Here is an 18,636-nt window from a genome sequence, read left to right as displayed (position 1 = left end):
GGCTCCGCGACAGGCGACAGCCCCCACCACCGCGGCTCCGCGACAGGCGACAGCCCCCACCACCATGGCTCCGCGACAGGCGACGGCCCCCCACCACCGCGGCTCCTTGACAGAATGAATCCATTCAATATCTAATGGACCGACCGGTCGGAACCCCGTGAAGGTACCGTGCGCGTTCAGCGTCCGGGCATCAATGCAAAGGAGCCACATGTCCACCACCGCCGACCCCCGCCTGGAGGAGCCCACGCGGCCGGGCACCTCCGCCAAGTATCTGGGCGGGCGCCCGTACTACCAGTACTTGATCTCATTCGTCATTGCGGGCGTCTTCCTGTACGCCTGCTACTCGGCGCTAGCGGCGATCCTGCTGCCCAACACCGTGCAGACGATCGAGTTTCGGCAGTACTTCTCCGGCACCACTGTCACCAGCCTGGACCAGCTCACCGAGCTGACGAACCTGGCCAATGACGTCAGCGCCGGAACCGCGACTCCCACCGCCGAGCAGGCGCATCTACTGGACCTGCTGAAGCAGTACGAGGCCGCACGCGCGTCCTCCATTTCCAACATGATGATCGTCGGCTCGTTCTTCACGCTGTTCGCCCAGCCGATCGTCGGCGTCCTCTCCGACCGCTGGCGCTCCCGCTGGGGCCGGCGCGCCTTCTGGATCGTGGCCGGCGCCGTCGCCGGGGCCGCCTTCATGATCGGCCTGCGCTACTCCACCACGGTACTCATGCTCACCGTCTTCTGGACCACCGCGCAGGTCTCCCTGAACTTCATGCAGGGGCCACTGTCGACGACAGTAGCGGACCGGATTCCCGCCGAAAAGACCGGCACGGTCTCCGGCCTGTCCGGAATCGGCATGATGGCAGGCTTCACCGGCGGGTCCGTGGTGGCCGGGGTGCTCATGAACTCCATTGGCCTGGACGCCTACTTCGTGTTCGCAGTCGCCGTGGTAGTGGGTGCCCTCATCTTCGTGACCTTCGCCAAGGACCGCCCCTCCAAGGACCTGGAGCTGCGCCAGTTCGACTGGCTCGCCTTCTTCAAGGGCTTCTTCGTCCCACTGTTTGACCATGACTTCCGCTGGGTGTGGATCGCCCGCTTCATGATGTTCTTCGGCTACACGGCCGTGACCAACTACAACCTGTACATCATCCAGTCGCACCTGCGCCCCGCCCACACCGCAGCCGAGGCCAACACCATCGTGGCCACCTTGTCGCTCGCCGCCCTGCCGGTGCAGCTGCTCATGCTGGCCTTCGCCGGCAAGCTGTCCGACAAGGCCAAGCGGCGCAAGCCCTTCGTCATCGGCGCCTCGTTGGTCATCGCCCTGGATATGCTGGTTCCCCTGCTGGTCCCAACGCTGCCCATGTACTACTTCTTCTACATCCTGCTGGCCGGGGCCTACGGCATGTACATGGCGGTGGACGTGGCCCTGTTCATCGACGTCCTGCCCGACCCCGACACCGCGGGCAGGGACCTGGGCGTGGCCAACGTGGCCTCCAACATCGGCCAGATGCTGGCGCCCTTCGTCGCCGGCCAGCTGGTCGCGCGCACCGGTGGCTACTCGGCCATCTTCATCACGGCGGTAATCGCCGTCGGCGTCAGTGCCGTGGCCATCATCCCGGTCCGGAAGGTCAAGTAGCACCACCGAGCCCCAGCGGCGGCATCGGTACCGGCTGGTCCGATGCCGCCGCTGTCCTCATCCAACGCTCACAACCTCACTCAAAGGAGCGAGACATGACCACCGCCGCCCGATCCTGGGAGTACGGCTGCTCCCCCTGGCTCACCGACGCCGATCAGCTCCCCGGCGCCGCCCCACGCACCCGCGTCATCATCGACAACGACTTCGCCGGCGACCCCGACGACCTCTTCGCCCTGGCCCACCACCTGCTGGCTGAGGGCACCGAGGTGCGCGGCGTCGTCGTCTCCCGGCTGCGCGAGGATGATCCCTGGAACCGCACCGACTCCTCCGTGCGCGCCGGCCGCGAGCGCGTTGAGACACTGCTGGCGACCATGGGGGTGACCGGCGTCAGCCTGTACGACGGCGACGACCGCGGCTTCGACGTCTACGACGGCCCCACCGCCGCATCCCAATTCATCGTCGCCGAGGCCATGCGCGACGATGACCGCCCACTGTTCCTCGTGGCCGGCGGCTCTCTGGGAGACGTCGCACGCGCGCTCAAGGCTGAACCGGCCATCGCTGCGCGCCTGACCCTCATCTGGATCGGCGGCGGGGAGCATCCCGGACTGGCATACGTGCCCGAGGGCGGCACGGACATGGAGTACAACCTGGCGCTCGACCCCGCGAGCGCACGCTACGTCTTCAATGACACCGAGGCCCGCATCTGGCAGGTCCCGCGCGATGTCTATCGGTCGGCCACCGTCTCCATGGCGACTATCCGGCGCGGCTGCGCCCGCGCTGGCGCGCTTGGCGCCTACCTGCTGGGTGAGCTGAACCAGGTGCGTGCAATGGTCGCGGGCATGGCGCACCCCGGGGCGACCTATGTGCTCGGCGATCAGCCGCTGGTGCTGCTGTCCTCACTGCAAACCACCTTCGAGCCCGACGCAGCGTCCTCCTACTACGACGTTATCCCCACGCCCCGTATCGCACAGGATGGCACTTACCGCTACCCGCAGAACACCCGGCCGATGCGCCGCTACCAGCGCATCGACAACCGGCTCCTGTTCGACGACATGTTCGACTCCCTGGCCGCTCTGGCCGACTGGCTGGAAAGCTGACAACGCATAGAAGTTGGCCAGTCCGCCTGCGGTGCGCACCGGGCAGCATCGTCAACCCCTACGGGTCGAACCGCTCGGGCGCTGCAAGGACCTCCTTAGTGGTTCTCTCGGTTTGGGGGTGTGTGGCCTGCGTGCGCCACACGGGCGCGCGCCGCACGCTCAGTCCCGGCACGCTTCCACAGAAACGGCGTAATCACGCGGAAAGCACACCACCCGAAAAACAGCCCACCCAGCTCCAGCGTGCGGCAACCCCCGCGCCGCACGCTGGAGCCAACCAACCCCCACCAGCCAAAAACCAAGAACACCGAAATACCAGGCAAAACCCGCCAACCGGCCAGAGCGCCAAACCAACTGAGCGTGCGCCACGCCCAAGACCACCCGGGTCGGCTCTCCGTATTTGCGAGCCCGCAGTCCGGGCCAGGACTGCTGTGTGGCGCATGGTGGTCTATTCGAGCCGATAAAGGACGTCTTCGCCGCGCCGAGGTCGTTGTGGGGCTGGGGATGGAACGCCAATACGGCACCCGCTCAGGACATCCGGTCGCCAGGGACGTCCGCAGGCCGTCGTACCGCACGCCTGAGCCGCGCGACCGTAGTGGGGCGGGAGTGCCCCGACAGCAGTTCCGTACCATCGGGGAGCGTGAGCAGCCTGGTGTCCAGGCTCGCACGGAGCTTGTCTGCATCCCCCGTCGGGAAGACGGTCAGCCCGGGACCTCCCTCGTAGACCGTGTCACCAACCAGCGCGGCGCCGACGCGCCGACAGTAGAAGGCACAGGAGTCATCGGTGTGCCCGGGAACGTGCAGGACCTCAAGTTCGACGTTCGAGCCCTCCCCCAGGGTCAGGCGGTCGCCGTGCTGGAACTTCTCCACGCCGCGCACCCGCAGCGGCGCGCCGTGGCTGGCGGAGAGGTTCAGGTACGGGTCGGTCAGGTAGCGCTCGGACTCCGCATGCGCCAGCACGGGGATCCCCCAGGCGGCGCGCAGCTCCTCCACGGCCCCAATGTGGTCGAAGTGGCCGTGCGTGAGCACGATGGCCTCTACGGTCCAATCGTGCCCGCGCACGGCTCGCAGGAACAGGTCCGCCTGGGCGCCGGGGTCGATGAGGAAGGCATGTCCAGTCTCCTCGTCGACGACGAAGTAGCCGTAGGTGGCGAACACCCCGCGGGCCAGAAGCGGGCGAACCTGAACTCCCATTAGATCGCGCACCCGTCCGGACCGCAGGCCCCGCCCTCGGCGGCGCCCTCCGCTAGCGCCGCGTCGCGCGCGTTTGTGAGCACGCGGGCCATTTCCTGCGTGGGCTGGCAGCCGGAAATCACGTACTTGCCGTCTATCACGAAGAACGGCACGGCGTTCACGCCCATGGAGTGCGCCTCGCTCTCATCGGCACGCACGGCGTCGGCGTACTCGTCGCTTGACAGCACGCGCTCGACGTCGGCCTCCGGCAGGCCCGCCTGCGCGGCTAGGCGCCGCAGTACGGCGTGGTCCGACATGACCTCGTTGTCCACGAAGTAGGCGTGGAAGCAGAGTTCCTCGAAGCGGGTATTGCCCAGCGCGTGAGCCAACTTGGTCAGCCGGTGCGCATCGAGCATGTTGGTGTTGAGCGTGGTGGCGTAGTTGAAGTCGATGCCCTCAGCCCGTCCCATGGCGCTGATGGAGTCGATGCGCTGGCGCGCGGCCGCCCTGGTCAGGCGGTACTTCCTGGCGAAGCGGTCGAGTGTGGGGCCCTGCACCTCGCGGGGCGCGTCCGGGTACAGCTCGAAGGCCTTCATCTCCACCTCGACGTCGTCGGCCAGGCCGAGCGACTCGATCGCCTTGTGCAGGCGGGTCTCGCCGACGTAGCAGTAAGGGCAGGCGAAGTCCGACCAGTAGGTCACCTTCATGTGTTCCTCCTCGGGGTTGTGGGCACCGGCGCGCTGTGTGCGGCCCGCGCATCTGTAACCACTCTCGCCCACCTCCTCCGAGTTCGCTAGTACTATCTTTTTCTGTAGTACTAGCGTGGACGGGTAGACAAGGAGGCGAGGGTTGTGGCGCAAGCCCCGAAGATCGAGTGGTGTCCTGCGATCACGTCCTTGCAGGCGGTAATCGGCGGCAAGTGGAAGATCGAGATCCTCTTCTACGTGGCCCTGGCCGAGGTCCGGCATTTCGGCCAGCTGAAGCGGTGCCTGCATGGCGTGTCGGACTCCACACTGTCCAAGCAACTGCGAGAGCTGGTTGCGGACAACTTTCTGGAGCGCATCGACTACGGCGAGGTACCGCCCCGCGTGGAGTACCGGCTGACCCGCCGCGGCGAGAGCTTCAAGCCACTCATCCAGGCCATGTGGGACTGGAGCGAGGCCGAGTTCGTGTTCTCCCGGGCCGAGGCCGCGCAGATGCGCGCAGCCCGCGATGAGCTGGGGATTCCCCAGGTGCGGTGAGACGCCTCAGCGCGGCACCCGCACGACGACGGCGTCGCTTGCGCCGAGCGAGCCGGCACCTGCCAGCACGCTCCCGCCGAGTATCCCGGCAACGTCGGCAGCAGGCCCGAGGTCGCGGCATCCGCGGTTAGTGAGCGTCCAGTAGTCCGCGGCCTCCCCGCGGCGGACAGAGGCAATCACCTGCCCGCGCAGGAGCTCGGGCAAGTCCGCCTCAATGCCGGCAGCCGCCAGCAGTTCGGCGGCCAAGTCCGCCAGCTCATCACCCTCCAGACGTGTGGACACGTACGCTGCGGAGCCCTTCCCCACCGCGCGCCGCGTAACGGCGGGGGTGCCCGCCTCGACGCCGCGGGCCCGCTCGTAGCGGCGCAGCACCGTGACGTCGGGAGCGGTGACCTCCACCCGTTCGGTCCACATGCGGCCTGTGCCTCCGCCTGAGAGCACTGCGGCGTCGTCGTCGAGCAACGGAGCGAACTCCTCCACGCGGATGCCCAGCAGCTCGCGCAAAGCGCCGGGGTAGCCGCCGGCGATGACGTGATCGTGCTCGTCCACGGTCCCGGAGAAGTAGGTCGTCACCAGGTGGCTGCCGCCGGCAACCGCGGCGCGCAGGCGCTCTGCCAGCTCGGCGGGCATAACGTGCAGCAGCGGGGCGACGATCAGCTCGTAGCCCTCGAGGTCGCTGCGCGTGGTGATGACGTCAACGCGGACTCCCGCAGCCACCAGGGCCCGGTACCAGTCCAGGGCCTGGCCGCGGTAGTCCAGGCGCGTGTGCGGCAGGAACTCCTGCGTCAGTGACCACCAGGACTCGTAGTCGAACAAGACGGCGGCGCGTGCGGGCAGAGCCGGGCTCCCCGCCACTTCAGCCAGCTCTTCCAGGGTACTTCCCAGGGCGACGACGTCGCGGAACAGGCGCGAGTCCTCCCCGGCGTGCGGGAGCAGGGCGGCGTGATACTTCTCTGCGCCTGCGCGCGAGGCCCGCCACTGGAAGAAGCAGATGGCGTCGGCGCCGTGGCCGAGGTGCGTCAGCGAGTCGCGCATCAGCTCCCCGGGAAGCTTGGGCGGGTTGACGGGACGCCAGTTGACCGCAGCGGTCGAGTGCTCCATGAGCCACCAAGGTCTCCCGCCGGCGATAGCGGAGGTGAGCGAGGCGGAGAAGGCGAGCTCATCGATGCCACCGGGCCGGGGGTCCAGGTAGTGGTCATTGGAGACGAAGTCGACGTCCTCGGCCCAACTCGGGTAATCCAGGGCGGCGGTGTCGCCCATGACCATGAAGTTGGTGGTGATGGGAATGTCCGGAGTGATTGCGCGCAATACCGCACTTTCGGCACGCAGGTAGTCGCGCAGCGCGTCTGAGGAGAAGCGGCGGAAGTCGAGCAGCTGGCTGGGGTTCGGTTCGGAGGCGGCCAGGCGGGGTGGGAGGATCTCCTCCCACCGGTGGTACGTCTGCGACCAGAAGGCCGTCCCCCAGGCGTCATTGAGCGCTTCCAGGGTGGCGTAGCGCTCACGCAGCCAGGCCCGGAAGGCGGCCGCGGCATCCTCGGAGTAGTCGTAGGCGTTGTGGCAGCCGAGCTCGTTGCTCACGTGCCAGGCGGCCAGTGCGGGGTGCGTGCCGTAACGCTCCGCCATGCGGCGCGTCAGCTCCAGGGCGTAGCGGCGGAATACGGGCGAGGTGGGGCGCCACTGCTGCCTGCCTCCGGGCCACAGCGTCTCGCCCGTGCGGGTGACCGGCAGTACCTCGGGGTGCTTGGTGGTGAGCCAGGCGGGCGGGGAGGCGGTGGAGGTGGCCAGGTCGACGTCGATGCCGGCCTGCGCCAGCAGGTCCATGATCCGGTCCAGCCAGTCGAAGTCCCAGGTGTCCTCGCTCGGTTGTAGGTGGGCCCAGGAGAACACCGGCAGGGTGACGACCGTGACACCCGCCCGCCGCATGAGGGCGATGTCCTCCGCCCAGGTGCTTTCGGGCCACTGATCGGGGTTGTAGTCGGCGCCGAAGTGGATGGCGGAGCCCTCGCGGCGCGGGTGCCGGGGGAAGCCGGGGCGGCTGGCGGTACTGTTCATCATGCCCTGTCTGCTAGCGGGTCGTGAGCCGGTCGGTTTTAAGTGCGCGGCGACGCGCCGGGAATGCGGCCTGGGCCGTCGTCCCGCAGCGCGTCGCCGCCAGGCAGGTCAGGAGACTGTGAAGCCCTGCTGGTTGCCGTAGGTGATGCAGGCCTGTTGCCAGGCGGACAGTCCATCGGCGACCGAGGTGGCGCCCTTGGACTCGTAGGCCTTGCCGACGGAGTCGTTGAAGATGGAGTTGGCGTAGGCCTGGAAGGGCAGGAAGGACCAGCCATCGGTGACGGCCGCGGCGGACTCGGCGAAGACCTCGTTGGCCTTCTGCCCGCCGAAGTACTCGAACTCGGCGCCCAGGAATTCCTCGCTGGTCAGGTCCGCGGTAGTGGCCGGGAAGGCACCGTTGGCGATTCGGCTGGCGACGCCGGCCCCGGCGTTGGCGTACTCGATGAAGTGGTAGGCCAGGGCCTGCTTGCCGCTGGCGGCGGTTACCGCCAGCGAGGACCCGCCCATCTCCGAGGATGCGGTCTCCCCCGCCTTCCAGGCCGGCAGCGGCGCCACCCGCCACTTGCCGGCCCCGGCCTCAACGCCGCCGACGAAGGAGGCCGGCATCCATGCCCCCATGGCGAGGGAGGCGATGGTGCCGTCGCCCAGGCCTCGGTACCACTCATCGGACCAGTCCGCGCACGGGTAGAGCAGTTCCTCCTCGATCAGCGTGGTCCACAGCTCGGCGTACTTCTGCGAGCTCTCCTCGCTGAAGTCGATGCCGACGGTAGTGCCGTCCACCGTGTAGGGGCGGGAGCCGGCCTGCCACAGCAGCGACAGCGTCTTGACCGCGTCACCGATGTCATTGGCGATGTACTGCTTGGGGTCGGCAGCATGAATGGCGCGGGCGGCGTCGAGGTACTCCTCCCAGGTGGTAGGTACCTGGACACCCGCCGCGTTGAAGACCTCCTCGTTGTAGAACAGTGCCACCGGGCCGGAGTCCATGGGGAGGCCAAAAATCCCACTGTCTGAGGCGACCGCCGCCCAGGGGCCGGCGGAGTAGGAGGCGGCCAGGTCGGCGGCGCCGAACTGGGTCAGGTCTGCCAGTGACTCGGCCAGGGAGAACTGCGGCAAGGCGTAGTACTCGATCTGCGCGACGTCCGGGATACCCGACCCGGCGGAGACGGCGTTCTGCAGCGCCGTGTACTGCTCGGTGCCGGTGCCGGCGTTTACCAGCTCCACCTTCACGTTCGGGAAGGCCCGCTGGTACTCGGCTACGACGTCGGTCAGGGTGGGCTCCCAGGACCACACAAGCAGTTCGCCACCGGCCTCGGCGGCGGCCGCGGCAGCCGAGGGATCGACTTCGGCAGCGGGCTTGGAGTCGTCCCCGGAACCGGAGCAGGCGGCGAGGGTGAGAGCCAGCGCGGAGGCGCCGAGCGCCGACAGCGCGCTGCGGCGGGTGAGATTAGCAGTCATGGTGAAGTCTCTTCTCATGATCGGGGTCAGGCTTCGCGATAGGTGGTGCCGCGGTCAGGAGACCGTGAAGCCCTGCTGGTTTCCGTAGGTGATGCAGGCCTCCTGCCAGGCCGCCAGTCCCTCGGCGATGGTGGTGGAGCCATTACTCGTGTAGGCCTTGCCCACGTGGTCGTTGAAGATGGAGTTGGCGTAGACCTGGAAGGGCAGGTAGGTCCAGCCGGGCAGCACATCCTTGGCGGCCTGGGACAGGACCTCATTGGCCTTCTGACCGCCGAAGTACTCGAACTCCTTGCCGAGGAACTCCGCGGAGTCGAGCTCCGCCGTCGTGGAGGGGAAGGCGCCGCCGTCGATGCGGATCTGGATGCCGTCCTGGGCGGAGCAGAACTCGACGAAGGAGTAGGCCAGTGCCTGCTTGTCGGAGGCCGCCATGACCGCCAGGGAGGAACCGCCGTTCTCCGCGCAGGCGGGGGTGTCGGCGTCCCACCGGGGCTGGGCGGCGACGCGCCACTTGCCGGAGGCGTTCGGCACGGAGGAGGTGAAGTTGCCGGGCATCCAGGCACCGGTGACCAGCGTGGCGATGGTGCCGTCGCCCAGGGCCTGGAACCACTCGTCGGTCCAGCCGGAGATCGGAGCGAGCAGCCCCTCCTTGATCAGGGTCGTCTGGAGGTCGGAGTACTTCTCCGCCTCGGCGCCGGAGAAGTCGATAGTGACGTCGGTGCCGTCAACCGCGTACGGCTGGGCGCCCGCCTGCCACAGCCCGGACAGGGTCGAGCCCGCATCACCGGTGTCATTGGCGATGTACTTGCTGGGGTCGGCCTCGTGGATCTTGCGGGCGGCGTCCAGGTACTCCTCCCAGGTGGTGGGGACGTCGACGCCGAGCTCGTTGAAGACCTCCTCGTTGTAGAACATCGCCATCGGGCCGGAGTCCAGGGGCAGGCCGTAGACGCCCTCACCGGTGTGCACGGAGCTCCACGGCCCCTCGGTGAAGGTGCCCTCGTAGTCGGCGGCGCCGAACTGGGTCAAATCCGCCAGGGACTCGGAGATGGAGAACTGCTGCAGGGCGTAGTACTCGATCTGCGCGACGTCGGGGCCGCCCTTGCCGGCGGAGATGGCGTTCTGGAGGGAGGTGTACTGGTCGGCGGAGGTGCCGACGTTGGTCACGGTGACCTTCACGTTCGGGTACTTCTCCATGAAGGCCTGTGCGCAGGGCTCGATGGTGTTGTCCCAGGCCCACACGAGCAGCTCGCCACCGGCCTCGGCGGCCGATGCGGCGGCGGAGGGATCGGCCGCGGCAGCACCGTCAGAGGGCGAGGAGCCCGAGCCGCAGGCGGCCAGGACCGCCGAGGCGGCGCCGGCAACCGCAACGGCGGAGGTGGCACGCAGGAACATGCGACGATCAATCGTCATGGTGGTTTCCTTTCCAGTTCGCACCCTTGCGGTGCTGGTGGGAGTGTTTGAGTTGGGAGTTGACGTAGCCGAAGGACGCAGGTGTCCGGCTAAGGGGACTGGGAGCGGCGGCGTCATTCCTTGACGCCGCCGGAGGCGAGGCCCGCCTGCCAGAAGCGCTGCAGGCTGAGGAAGGCGGCGATCAGCGGAATGATGGTCAGCAGGGACGCGGTGATGACCAGGTTGAAGATCGCCTGCCCGCCGGCGGTGGCGGCCTGCGCGTTCCAGGCGTTCAGGCCGATGGTGAGCGGATACCAGCTGGCGTCCTTGAGCATGATCAGCGGCAGGAAGTAGTTGTTCCAGGTGGCCACGATCGCGAACAGGGCCACCGTCACAATGCCGGGGCCGAGCAGCGGCAGGGCCACCTGGCGGAAGGTACGAAACTCGCTCGCGCCGTCGATACGGGCGGCCTCAAGCAGCTCGGTGGGAACGGCGTCGCGGGTGAACTGCCACATCAGGTACAGGCCGAAGGGTGAGATCAGCGAGGGGATGATCACTGACCAGGGAGTGTTGGTCAGGCCCAGCTTGGCGAACATAAGGAAGGTCGGGACCGCGAGCGCGGTTCCGGGGACCGCGACGGCGCCGATGACAATGGCGAATACGGCGTTCTTGCCGGGGAAGTCGAACTTGGCCAGGCCGTACCCGGCCAGCACCGACAGCAGCACGGAGCCGCCGGCGCCCAGGACCACGTACATCAGCGTGTTCAGGAACCAGCGCACGAACTGGCCATCGTTATAGGTCAGCGTCTCGCGGATGTTGTCCCACAGGGCGAAGTCGTGCCCGAACCACAGCCCGAAGGTGGAGAAGAGGTCACCCTGGGTCTTGGTGGAGGAGATGAACAGCCACAGCAGCGGCAGGTAGGTGTAGATCAGCATCAGGCCCATCACGAGCGTCAGCAGCCAGCTCTTGCGCGGGTTCTCGACGTTGTAGCCGCGGTGTGCAACGGCGGCGTTGGCGGTCTTCTTGCTCATGGCTCAGTTCTCCCGGTTCCCGCGCAGCTGGACTAGGTAGGCCACCGCCATGGTGATCAGCCCCATGACGATGGCGACTGTGGCCGAGTAGTTGTACTGCTGGCCCGCGAAGGACAGGTTGTAGGCGTAGTAGTTCGGCGTGTAGTAGGTGGTGATCGCGTTGGGTGCCAGGCTCTGGAGGATCGAGGGCTCGTTGAACAGCTGGAACGAGCCGATGATCGAGAAGATCGTGGCGATTCCCAGGGCGCCACGCAGGGCGGGAATCTTGATGGCGGTAATGATGCGCCACTCGCTGGCGCCGTCAATGGCCGCAGCCTCGTACAGGCTGTGCGGGATGGTCTTCAGCGAGGAGTAGAAGATCAGCATGTTGTAGCCGACGAACTCCCAGGTGACGATGTTGCCGATCGACACCAGGATCACGTTGGCGCCCAACGGATCGGGGATGCTGACGCCCAGCAGGTCGGACAGCGAGCCGACCAGCCCGAACCGGTTGCCGTAAATGAAGCCCCACATCAGGGCGGCGACCACCGCGGGGACTGCGTAGGGCATGAAGATCGAGATGCGGAAGAAGGCCGTGCCGTACAGCTTCAGGGAGTCGATCGCCAGCGCGGCCAGCAGTGACAGGGTGAGCATGATCGGCACCTGGATGACCAGGAACAGGGCCACACGGCGGAATGCCTCCCAGAACTGCGGGTCCGCCAGGAGCTGGGTGTAGTTGTCCAGGCCGACGAACTGGTTGCCGCCAACCATCCGCTTCTGGAACAGGCTCAGGTAGATCGAGTAGAGGATCGGCGCCAGGAAGACGAAGGCGAACACCGTCATGAAGGGGCCCACGAAGCCCCAGCCGGTCCAGCGGCGCTTCGGGCGCCGCTCGGGCACCGTCTTGTGTTGTGCGGCAGCGGGTGCGCCCGCCGGGACGGGAATCGCCGACATCCTTGTCCTTCCGTCTCTGCACTGAGGGGAGTTGAAGTGCACGTGAAATGTTTACGCCAACAGCAGCAACTACGCGGATGGTTGCGCAAACATTGTTAACGAGTGTTAGCGTGGCACATCATTAAGGCACTGTCAACACGGCCGCGGCCCACTGCGTCAGGAGGTTCCCATGTCAGCCCGGCGTCGTCATCAGGTCTCCATGGCGGATGTCGCGCGGCTGGCCGGCGTCTCTGCACAGACGGTCTCACGCGTGTCCAACGGCTACCAGGGCGTAGTACCCGAGACCCGCGAGCGGGTGGTAGCAGCCATGCGCGAGCTCGGTTACCGCCCCAATGCCGCGGCCCGCGCACTCAAGCGCGGCAGCTTCCACAACATCGGCGTCGTCATGTTCGACCTGACCGCCACGGGCAATACCTCCACCCTGGCCGCAATCTCCGAGTCCGCCTCGGCCCATGGCTACACCGTCACCCTCATGGCCCCGCAAGCCCGCACCACCGCCTCGGTCTCAGGCGCCTTTGACCGCCTGCAGGAACTATTGGTCGATGGGGTCATCCTGGTGCTGGAGTCAATGCCTGAGGACTCCGAGACCGCCTCCTTGACGATCCCGGACGTCGAGCACCTGGTCGTGGTCGACTCCGCCCTGGGTCCCGATCACGCGGTAGTCGACACCGACCAGGCCGCCGGGACCCGTAGCGCCGTGGAGCATCTTCTAGCGCTCGGGCACGAGACGGTCCACCACATCACCGGCCCCGCCCACTCCTATTCCGCGCAGCGCCGCGAGCGCGCCTGGCGCGAAGTGCTCTCAGAGGCCGGTCGGCGCGTGCCCGAGCCCGCGCACGGGGACTGGTCGGCCGGCTCCGGTTACCGCGCCGCCCGCACGCTGCTGGAGGACCCGACCTGTACCGCCGTATTCTGCGCGAACGACGAGATGTCGCTCGGTCTGCTGCACGCCGCGCAGGACCTGGGCCGACGTGTCCCGGAGGACCTGTCCGTGGTGGGCTTTGACGACATCCCCCTGGCCGCCGACTTCGCTCCCCCACTGACCACGGTGCATCAGGACTTCACCGGCATGGGGCGGGCCTGCATGGCCCGCCTGGTGCGAATGATGAGTACTGGCGTGGCCGAGACCGGCCAGGAGCTGGTGCCGACCTCGCTTGTGGTGCGCGCCTCCACGGCGCCTCCGCAGCGATCGTGAAGCCGCGAGCGACCACGGTCGGCCACACGGTCAGCCCCACGGCCCACCACGACCAGCCGCGATCAGCCCCATGAACGGCCATGATCAGCCGCGGTCGGCCGTGGTCGACGCTGAGACCGAGCCGACCACCTGCAACTCTCGCCCCGCATTCGGAAAAAGTGTCCATCTCTCGCCACTATGACCTGGTGGGACTCAGCGGGGAGACGCATCCCTACCTATTTTCCCAGGTCAGCGGCCATGGCCGACGGTACGCGGGGACAAGCCGCGGCCCAAAGTGGCGAGAGATGGACACTTTCCCGGCCAGTGTGCGTCAGGCGGCGCTACGGCGCTTGCCGACGATGTCCACCGCCACGGCAAGCACCAGCACCAGGCCCTTGATGGCCTGCTGCCAGGCGGAGTCCACGGCCATGATGGACAGCCCCATGTTGAGCACGCCCATAATCAGCGCACCGATGATGGCGCCGGACACCCGGCCCACGCCACCGGATACTGCGGCTCCGCCGATGTAGGCGGCAGCAATGGCGTCCATCTCATACAGGTTGCCGGCGGTGGAGACCGCCGCCCCGGCGCGCGAGGTGGTCACGATGGCTGCCAGCGAGGCCAGGAAGCCCATGTTCACGAACACCAGGAAGTCCACACGCCTGACGTTCACGCCGGACAGGCGGGCTGCCTTGAGGTTGCCGCCGACAGCGTATATGTGACGCCCAAACACGCTCTTGTTCATCACGAAGGAGTAGATGAGGATTACCGCGCCCACGATCACCAGGACGATCGGCGTACCGCCGGCAGAGTAGGCCAGCAGCATGGTGAAGAAGCCGATGGCGGCGGCAAATACGAGCAGGCGCGCCGCCACCACTCCGGCCGGGTCAACGGCTCGGCCTGCGGCACGATTGCGGCGCCTTGCCCGCAGCTGGGTGAGCACCAGTCCCGCAATGGCCAGCAGACCGATGAGGATGGTTACGCCGTCATAGTTCTTCAGGTATCCCAGCCAGGCGGGCAGCGAGCCGTTGGCGATGCTGACAAATGCGGGCGGCAGCCCGGAGACGGTGCGCTGGACCAGGACCACGGTGAGCCCGCGGAAGATGAGCATGCTACCCAGGGTCACGATGAAGGCGGGGATCTCCATGATCGCCACCCAGAAGCCCTGCCAGCAGCCGATGAGCAGGCCGATCACGATCGCCACCAGCACCGCCACCGGCCACGGCACCCCGGAGTTGACTACCAGCAGGCCGATGACGCCGCCCACGAATCCGACGATCGAACCGACCGACAGGTCGATGTGCCGGGCGATGATGATCATGACCATGCCGACCGCCAGGATCATCACGTAGGCGTTCTGCTGGATGAGGCTGGCAACGTTGTTGGGCGCCAGCAGCAGCCCACCGGTCAGGACTTGGAAGAAGACGATGATCGCCACCAGCGCGGCCAGGATCCCGTACTGGCGCAGGTTGCGGCCAAGGGAATCGCGCAGCCTCGCCCCGGCAGTGGGCGTGCCCTGCCCGCGCCCGGAGGCGCGCTCAGCCCCGCGCTCCACGCTCGTAATGTCGGTTGGCTGGCTCACTGCCCCGCTCCTTCCTGTTCCGTGCGCGGCGCGGGCCCTTGGCCGGCGGCGTCCTTCTCAATGGTCATTAGCTTCATGAGGTTCTCCTGGGTGGCCTCGGCCCGGGGCATTTGCCCCGTAATCCGGCCTTGGCTCATGGTGTAGATGCGGTCGCATATCCCCAGCAGCTCGGGAAGCTCGGAGGAGATGACGAGGATGGCCTTTCCGGAATCGGCCAGCTGGTTGATGATCTGATAGATCTCGTATTTGGCTCCGACGTCGATGCCTCGGGTCGGCTCGTCGAGGATGAGGACGTCGGGGTCGGAGAACATCCACTTGGCCAGGACGACCTTCTGCTGGTTGCCTCCGGACAGGGAACCGACAGGGGTGGCCAGCGACTCCGTTTTGGTGCGCAGCTCGCGCCGGTAGTTCTCTGCCACCTCCTCCTCCGCGGCGTCGTCGACGATGCCGCGGGAGGAGACCTTGTTCAGGGCGGCGGCCGTGGTGTTGGTCTTGACGTCCTGGATGAGGTTCAGGCCGAGTACCTTGCGGTCCTCGGTGACGTAGGCCAGGCCGTTGTCGATGGCCTGCCGCACGGTGGCGGTGGAGATCTCCTTGCCGTTCTTGTAGACGTGCCCGGAGATGTTGGTGCCCCAGGAGCGTCCGAACAGGCTCATGGCCAGTTCCGTACGGCCGGCCCCCATGAGCCCGGCGAGGCCAACGATCTCTCCGCGGCGCAGGCTCAGGGCGGCGTCGTCGACGACGGCGCGGGCGGTGTCGATGGGGTGGTGGGCGGTCCAGTGCTCGATCCGCAGCACCTCCTGGCCCGCATGCGGAGTGTGCTCGGGAAAGCGGCTGGACAGCTCACGCCCCACCATGAGGCGGATGATCTCGTCCTCGCCGATGGCGCCTTCCCCGTGCAGCGGGGCGGTGTGAACGGTGCGGCCGTCACGGATGATGGTGGTGCGGTCGGCGACGCCGGCCACCTCCGCCAGCTTGTGGGAGATCATCACCATGGTGATGCCGCGCTCACGCAGCCCCCACATGAGGTCGAGCAGGTGGGCGGAGTCGTCGTCGTTGAGGGCGGCGGTGGGCTCGTCCAGGATGAGCAGGCGCACGTCCTTGGACAGGGCCTTGGCGATCTCCACCAGCTGCTGCTGGCCGACGCCGAGGTCCGCTACGCGCGTCTGCGGGCGGATGCTCAGGCCGACTTCCCGTAGCAGTTCGGCGGCCGCCTCATTGGTAGCGTCCCAGTCGATGATGCCTCGGCGGGACTTCTCGTTGCCCATGAAGATGTTCTCGGCCACGGACAGGTAGGGGCTGAGGGCCAGCTCCTGGTGGATGATGACGATGCCGACGGCCTCGGAGTCGCGAATGGAGCGGAACTGGCGGACCTCGCCGTCGTAGACGATGTCACCGTCGTAGGTGCCGCGGGGCCAGACCCCGGAGAGCACATTCATCAGGGTGGACTTGCCGGCGCCGTTTTCTCCGCAGATGGCCAGGATCTCGCCGCGGCGGACCTCCAGGTTGACGTCGTCCAGGGCCTTGAAGTCGCCGAAGGGCTTGGTGATGTGCCGCATCTCGAGGATGATGTCCGCGGACGACGCTACTTGCTGCGCGGGCGCGGAGACGCGCGGGTTCTTGGGGTCGGCCGCCATTACAGCCCCACCTCGGCGGCGGTGTAATAGCCGGAGTCGACCAGGACCTCCTGGACGTTGTTGGCGTCGACGGCGACCGGGTCAAGCAGGTAGGAGGGCACTACCAGTTGGCCGTTGTCGTAGGAGTCGGTGTCGTTGACCTCGACCTCCTGCCCCTGGGCGATCTGGTCGACCATGGTGGCGCAGCGTTCCCCGAGCAGGCGGGTGTCCTTGAAGACCGTCATCGACTGGCGGCCCTTCACGATGTTCGCCACGTTGGCCTGGTCGGCGTCCTGACCTGTGAGGACCGGCCAGTTGTCATCGTTGTACCCGGCGGACGCCAGGGCCTGGCCGATTCCCAGTGCAATGGCGTCATTAGGGGACAGGATCACGTCGACGCGCCTGGTGGTGGAGTAGAAGGAGTTGAGCCGGTTCTCCATCTCCGACTGAGCGGTGGTGTTGGACCATGCCTGGATACCGATGGACTGCCAGTCGTCCACGCTGGAGGGCAGCTTGCCCGAGGGGCACACGAGCTTGCCCGACTCAATGTAGGGGCTCAGCACGTCCCAGGCGCCCTCGAAGAAGAAGCGGGCGTTGTTGTCATCCGGGGAGCCTGCGAAGGGCTCGAAGTTGAAGGGGCCGGATGCGTTCTCCAGGTCGAGGGTGTCCACGATGTACTGCCCCTGCATGGCACCGACGTTGTAGTTGTCGAAGGTGACGTAGTAGTCAACCGCCTCGGTATCGCGGATGAGACGGTCGTAGGCGATGATCTTGATCCCGAGTCCGGCGGCACTCTGCAGCACGGGCCCGAGCGCGGAGCCGTCGATGGAGCCGACGACGATCACGGCCGGGGACTTGTTGATCATCGTCTGAATCTGGGAGTTCTGCTGCTCGACCTTGTTGTCGGCGAACTGGAGCTCGACGGTGTAGCCAAGGCCCTCAAGGAGAGACTTGAGGTTCTCACCGTCGCGGCTCCAGCGCTCCAGGTTCTTGGTCGGCATGGAGACGCCGATCAGGGCGCCATCGCCGCCGCCGACGTCACCGTAGTAGTCGTCCGTTCGCTCCGCGGTGCACGCCGCCAGCAGCGCCGCCGCCGCGACGGAGCCTCCCGTAATAAACGACCTGCGCGACAAATCCTGCATTGAGGCCTCCTCGCCTCGGGGGTGGGGTATGGATCCTGTGATCCATTTAGTTGTACGCTACCACTTATACGGTGTCGTGACAACCCGCCCGGCGAGACCGAGACCGCCCACACCCCAGGGCAACCGGGACGTAGAGCCACGCCGCAGAGACGTAGAGCCACGCCACCGCCAAACCCGAAGCACTTGCGCGTGGCCCGCGGGAGTGTGAAACTGTATAACGTCCTGATGACGAGCCCTTGCCCCTTAGGAGTCGCTCATGCGCCGTTTCCATACTGGTTCGCTCGGACTGCGCAGTGCTGCTGCAGGCGCCGCGGCGCTGTTGCTGGCGTGTTCGCCCCTGGTGGCATGCTCGTCTGAGTCGGACGACAATCCCTTGAATATCCCCACCTATGATCCGGAGGCTGCGGCGTCAGCGGAGGCGGCAGAGTCGGCCGCCGCTGCTGAGGCGTCTGCGTCGGCTGCGGCTTCTGCGGAGGCGGCGGGTGTGGTGACGGCTGAGTCGCTGTCCGCCGACCGCTACGAAGTCACCTCCATACCCGAGGACCTGGATGAGCAGCAGACCGAGGTGCTCAAGGCCTTCGTCAACTACGACCAGGTCACCTGGGACATCTGGTTCACCGGCACCGGCATAGAAAACGCCGAACCACTCACCACCGACGAAGAATATCAGATTATCGTAAACAATTACGAAGCTTCTAGTGGAGAGATCGTTGAGGGTGAACTGAGGATTGCGATTGCTTCCGTAGTCATAACATCGCCATATTCTGTGAACGCTCAGGCGGAAGTTGTCACTTGTGGGGACCAATCGGCACTGACCGCCTACGATGCTCAGGGTAATGATGTCAGTAACCCTGAAGTCCTCCAAGGGCGCTTTGAAACGCTAATAACTATGATCAATGAGGATGGAACCTGGAAAGTGTCAGGCGAACAGACTCTATCCACTAATGAGTGCGCGGTGTGAGTTATGATAATCGATAGACGTGTTTCGGCGGCTGTGATCGCGTTAGTTATTAGCCTGGCCGCTGTTGTGGCCCCTGCGCAGGCTAAAGGTATCGGGAACAATGACACTGGTTCTTCTGGTTTGGTGTCGGCTGGCGGGGATGGTTCGGTGACGATAGCGG

General features: G+C 66.5%; 15 protein-coding genes. 5 read left to right on the top strand and 10 right to left on the bottom strand.

The genetic code is table 11. From position 1 onward, the window contains the following. Positions 1–208 precede the first annotated feature (208 nt). Positions 209–1,636 carry an MFS transporter gene (locus GZ998_RS11745; protein WP_219109933.1) on the top strand — a complete coding sequence of 476 codons (1,428 nt, stop codon included), beginning with the start codon at positions 209–211 and terminating at the stop codon, positions 1,634–1,636. Positions 1,637–1,731: 95 nt separating this feature from the next. Beyond that, positions 1,732–2,733: a nucleoside hydrolase gene (locus GZ998_RS11740; protein ID WP_219109932.1), complete on the top strand. Its 1,002-nt coding sequence runs from the start codon at positions 1,732–1,734 to the stop codon at positions 2,731–2,733. A gap of 525 nt (positions 2,734–3,258) precedes the next feature. Here the strand turns inward: GZ998_RS11740 and GZ998_RS11735 are convergent. Both GZ998_RS11735 and GZ998_RS11730 read right to left on the bottom strand, forming a co-directional pair. Beyond that, a complete protein-coding gene (locus GZ998_RS11735) occupies positions 3,259–3,924 on the bottom strand; it encodes an MBL fold metallo-hydrolase (RefSeq protein ID WP_219109931.1) in 666 nt (221 codons plus the stop codon). Continuing rightward, entirely contained in the window at positions 3,924–4,610 is a 687-nt protein-coding gene (locus tag GZ998_RS11730) for a DsbA family oxidoreductase (RefSeq protein ID WP_219109930.1), read from the bottom strand. Before GZ998_RS11730 ends, GZ998_RS11735 begins: the two co-directional genes overlap by 1 nt. Positions 4,611–4,754: 144 nt before the next feature. Here GZ998_RS11730 and GZ998_RS11725 point away from each other — a divergent pair, with 144 nt between their 5' ends. Continuing rightward, positions 4,755–5,144, top strand: coding sequence for a helix-turn-helix domain-containing protein (locus GZ998_RS11725; protein ID WP_162680094.1), 390 nt, complete (start codon positions 4,755–4,757; stop codon positions 5,142–5,144). A gap of 6 nt (positions 5,145–5,150) precedes the next feature. On the opposite strand, the gene GZ998_RS11720 is transcribed toward GZ998_RS11725, so the two are convergent. The 5 genes from GZ998_RS11720 to GZ998_RS11700 form a co-directional block, all read right to left on the bottom strand. Beyond that, positions 5,151–7,199 carry a beta-galactosidase gene (locus tag GZ998_RS11720; RefSeq protein WP_219109929.1) on the bottom strand — a complete coding sequence of 683 codons (2,049 nt, stop codon included), beginning with the start codon at positions 7,197–7,199 and terminating at the stop codon, positions 5,151–5,153. A gap of 105 nt (positions 7,200–7,304) precedes the next feature. After that, the gene (locus GZ998_RS11715) at positions 7,305–8,651 is read right to left on the bottom strand and encodes an extracellular solute-binding protein (RefSeq protein ID WP_219109928.1); all 1,347 of its coding nucleotides are present in this window, start codon (positions 8,649–8,651) and stop codon (positions 7,305–7,307) included. Positions 8,652–8,705: 54 nt separating this feature from the next. Next, positions 8,706–10,058, bottom strand: a complete 1,353-nt coding sequence (locus GZ998_RS11710) for an extracellular solute-binding protein (protein ID WP_162680096.1) — start codon at positions 10,056–10,058, stop codon at positions 8,706–8,708. A gap of 113 nt (positions 10,059–10,171) precedes the next feature. Continuing rightward, positions 10,172–11,068, bottom strand: coding sequence for a carbohydrate ABC transporter permease (locus GZ998_RS11705; protein ID WP_161924816.1), 897 nt, complete (start codon positions 11,066–11,068; stop codon positions 10,172–10,174). Positions 11,069–11,071: 3 nt separating this feature from the next. Further along, positions 11,072–12,001, bottom strand: coding sequence for a carbohydrate ABC transporter permease (locus GZ998_RS11700; protein WP_161924817.1), 930 nt, complete (start codon positions 11,999–12,001; stop codon positions 11,072–11,074). Positions 12,002–12,170: 169 nt separating this feature from the next. Here GZ998_RS11700 and GZ998_RS11695 point away from each other — a divergent pair, with 169 nt between their 5' ends. Then, positions 12,171–13,196 carry a LacI family DNA-binding transcriptional regulator gene (locus GZ998_RS11695; RefSeq protein WP_161924818.1) on the top strand — a complete coding sequence of 342 codons (1,026 nt, stop codon included), beginning with the start codon at positions 12,171–12,173 and terminating at the stop codon, positions 13,194–13,196. Positions 13,197–13,506: 310 nt separating this feature from the next. On the opposite strand, the gene mmsB is transcribed toward GZ998_RS11695, so the two are convergent. The 3 genes from mmsB to chvE all read right to left on the bottom strand — a co-directional run bounded on the left by mmsB (position 13,507) and on the right by chvE (position 17,515). Then, positions 13,507–14,757 carry a multiple monosaccharide ABC transporter permease gene (mmsB, locus tag GZ998_RS11690; protein WP_308807245.1) on the bottom strand — a complete coding sequence of 417 codons (1,251 nt, stop codon included), beginning with the start codon at positions 14,755–14,757 and terminating at the stop codon, positions 13,507–13,509. Further along, a complete protein-coding gene (mmsA, locus tag GZ998_RS11685; protein WP_306823064.1) occupies positions 14,754–16,316 on the bottom strand; it encodes a multiple monosaccharide ABC transporter ATP-binding protein in 1,563 nt (520 codons plus the stop codon). Before mmsA ends, mmsB begins: the two co-directional genes overlap by 4 nt. 77 nt (positions 16,317–16,393) lie before the next feature. Then, complete coding sequence (chvE, locus tag GZ998_RS11680; protein WP_162680098.1) at positions 16,394–17,515, bottom strand: multiple monosaccharide ABC transporter substrate-binding protein; 1,122 nt, start codon at positions 17,513–17,515, stop codon at positions 16,394–16,396. 256 nt (positions 17,516–17,771) lie between these two features. On the opposite strand from chvE, the gene GZ998_RS11675 reads away from it, so the two are divergent. Beyond that, positions 17,772–18,476 (top strand): hypothetical protein, encoded by a 705-nt coding sequence (locus GZ998_RS11675; RefSeq protein WP_219109926.1) that lies wholly within the window; start codon positions 17,772–17,774, stop codon positions 18,474–18,476. Positions 18,477–18,636 lie beyond the last annotated feature (160 nt).

Origin of the sequence: Actinomyces sp. 594 (assembly GCF_019325145.1) — a bacterium.
GTDB lineage: Bacteria > Actinomycetota > Actinomycetes > Actinomycetales > Actinomycetaceae > Actinomyces.
This window is presented reverse-complemented; position numbering and strand designations above follow the sequence as displayed.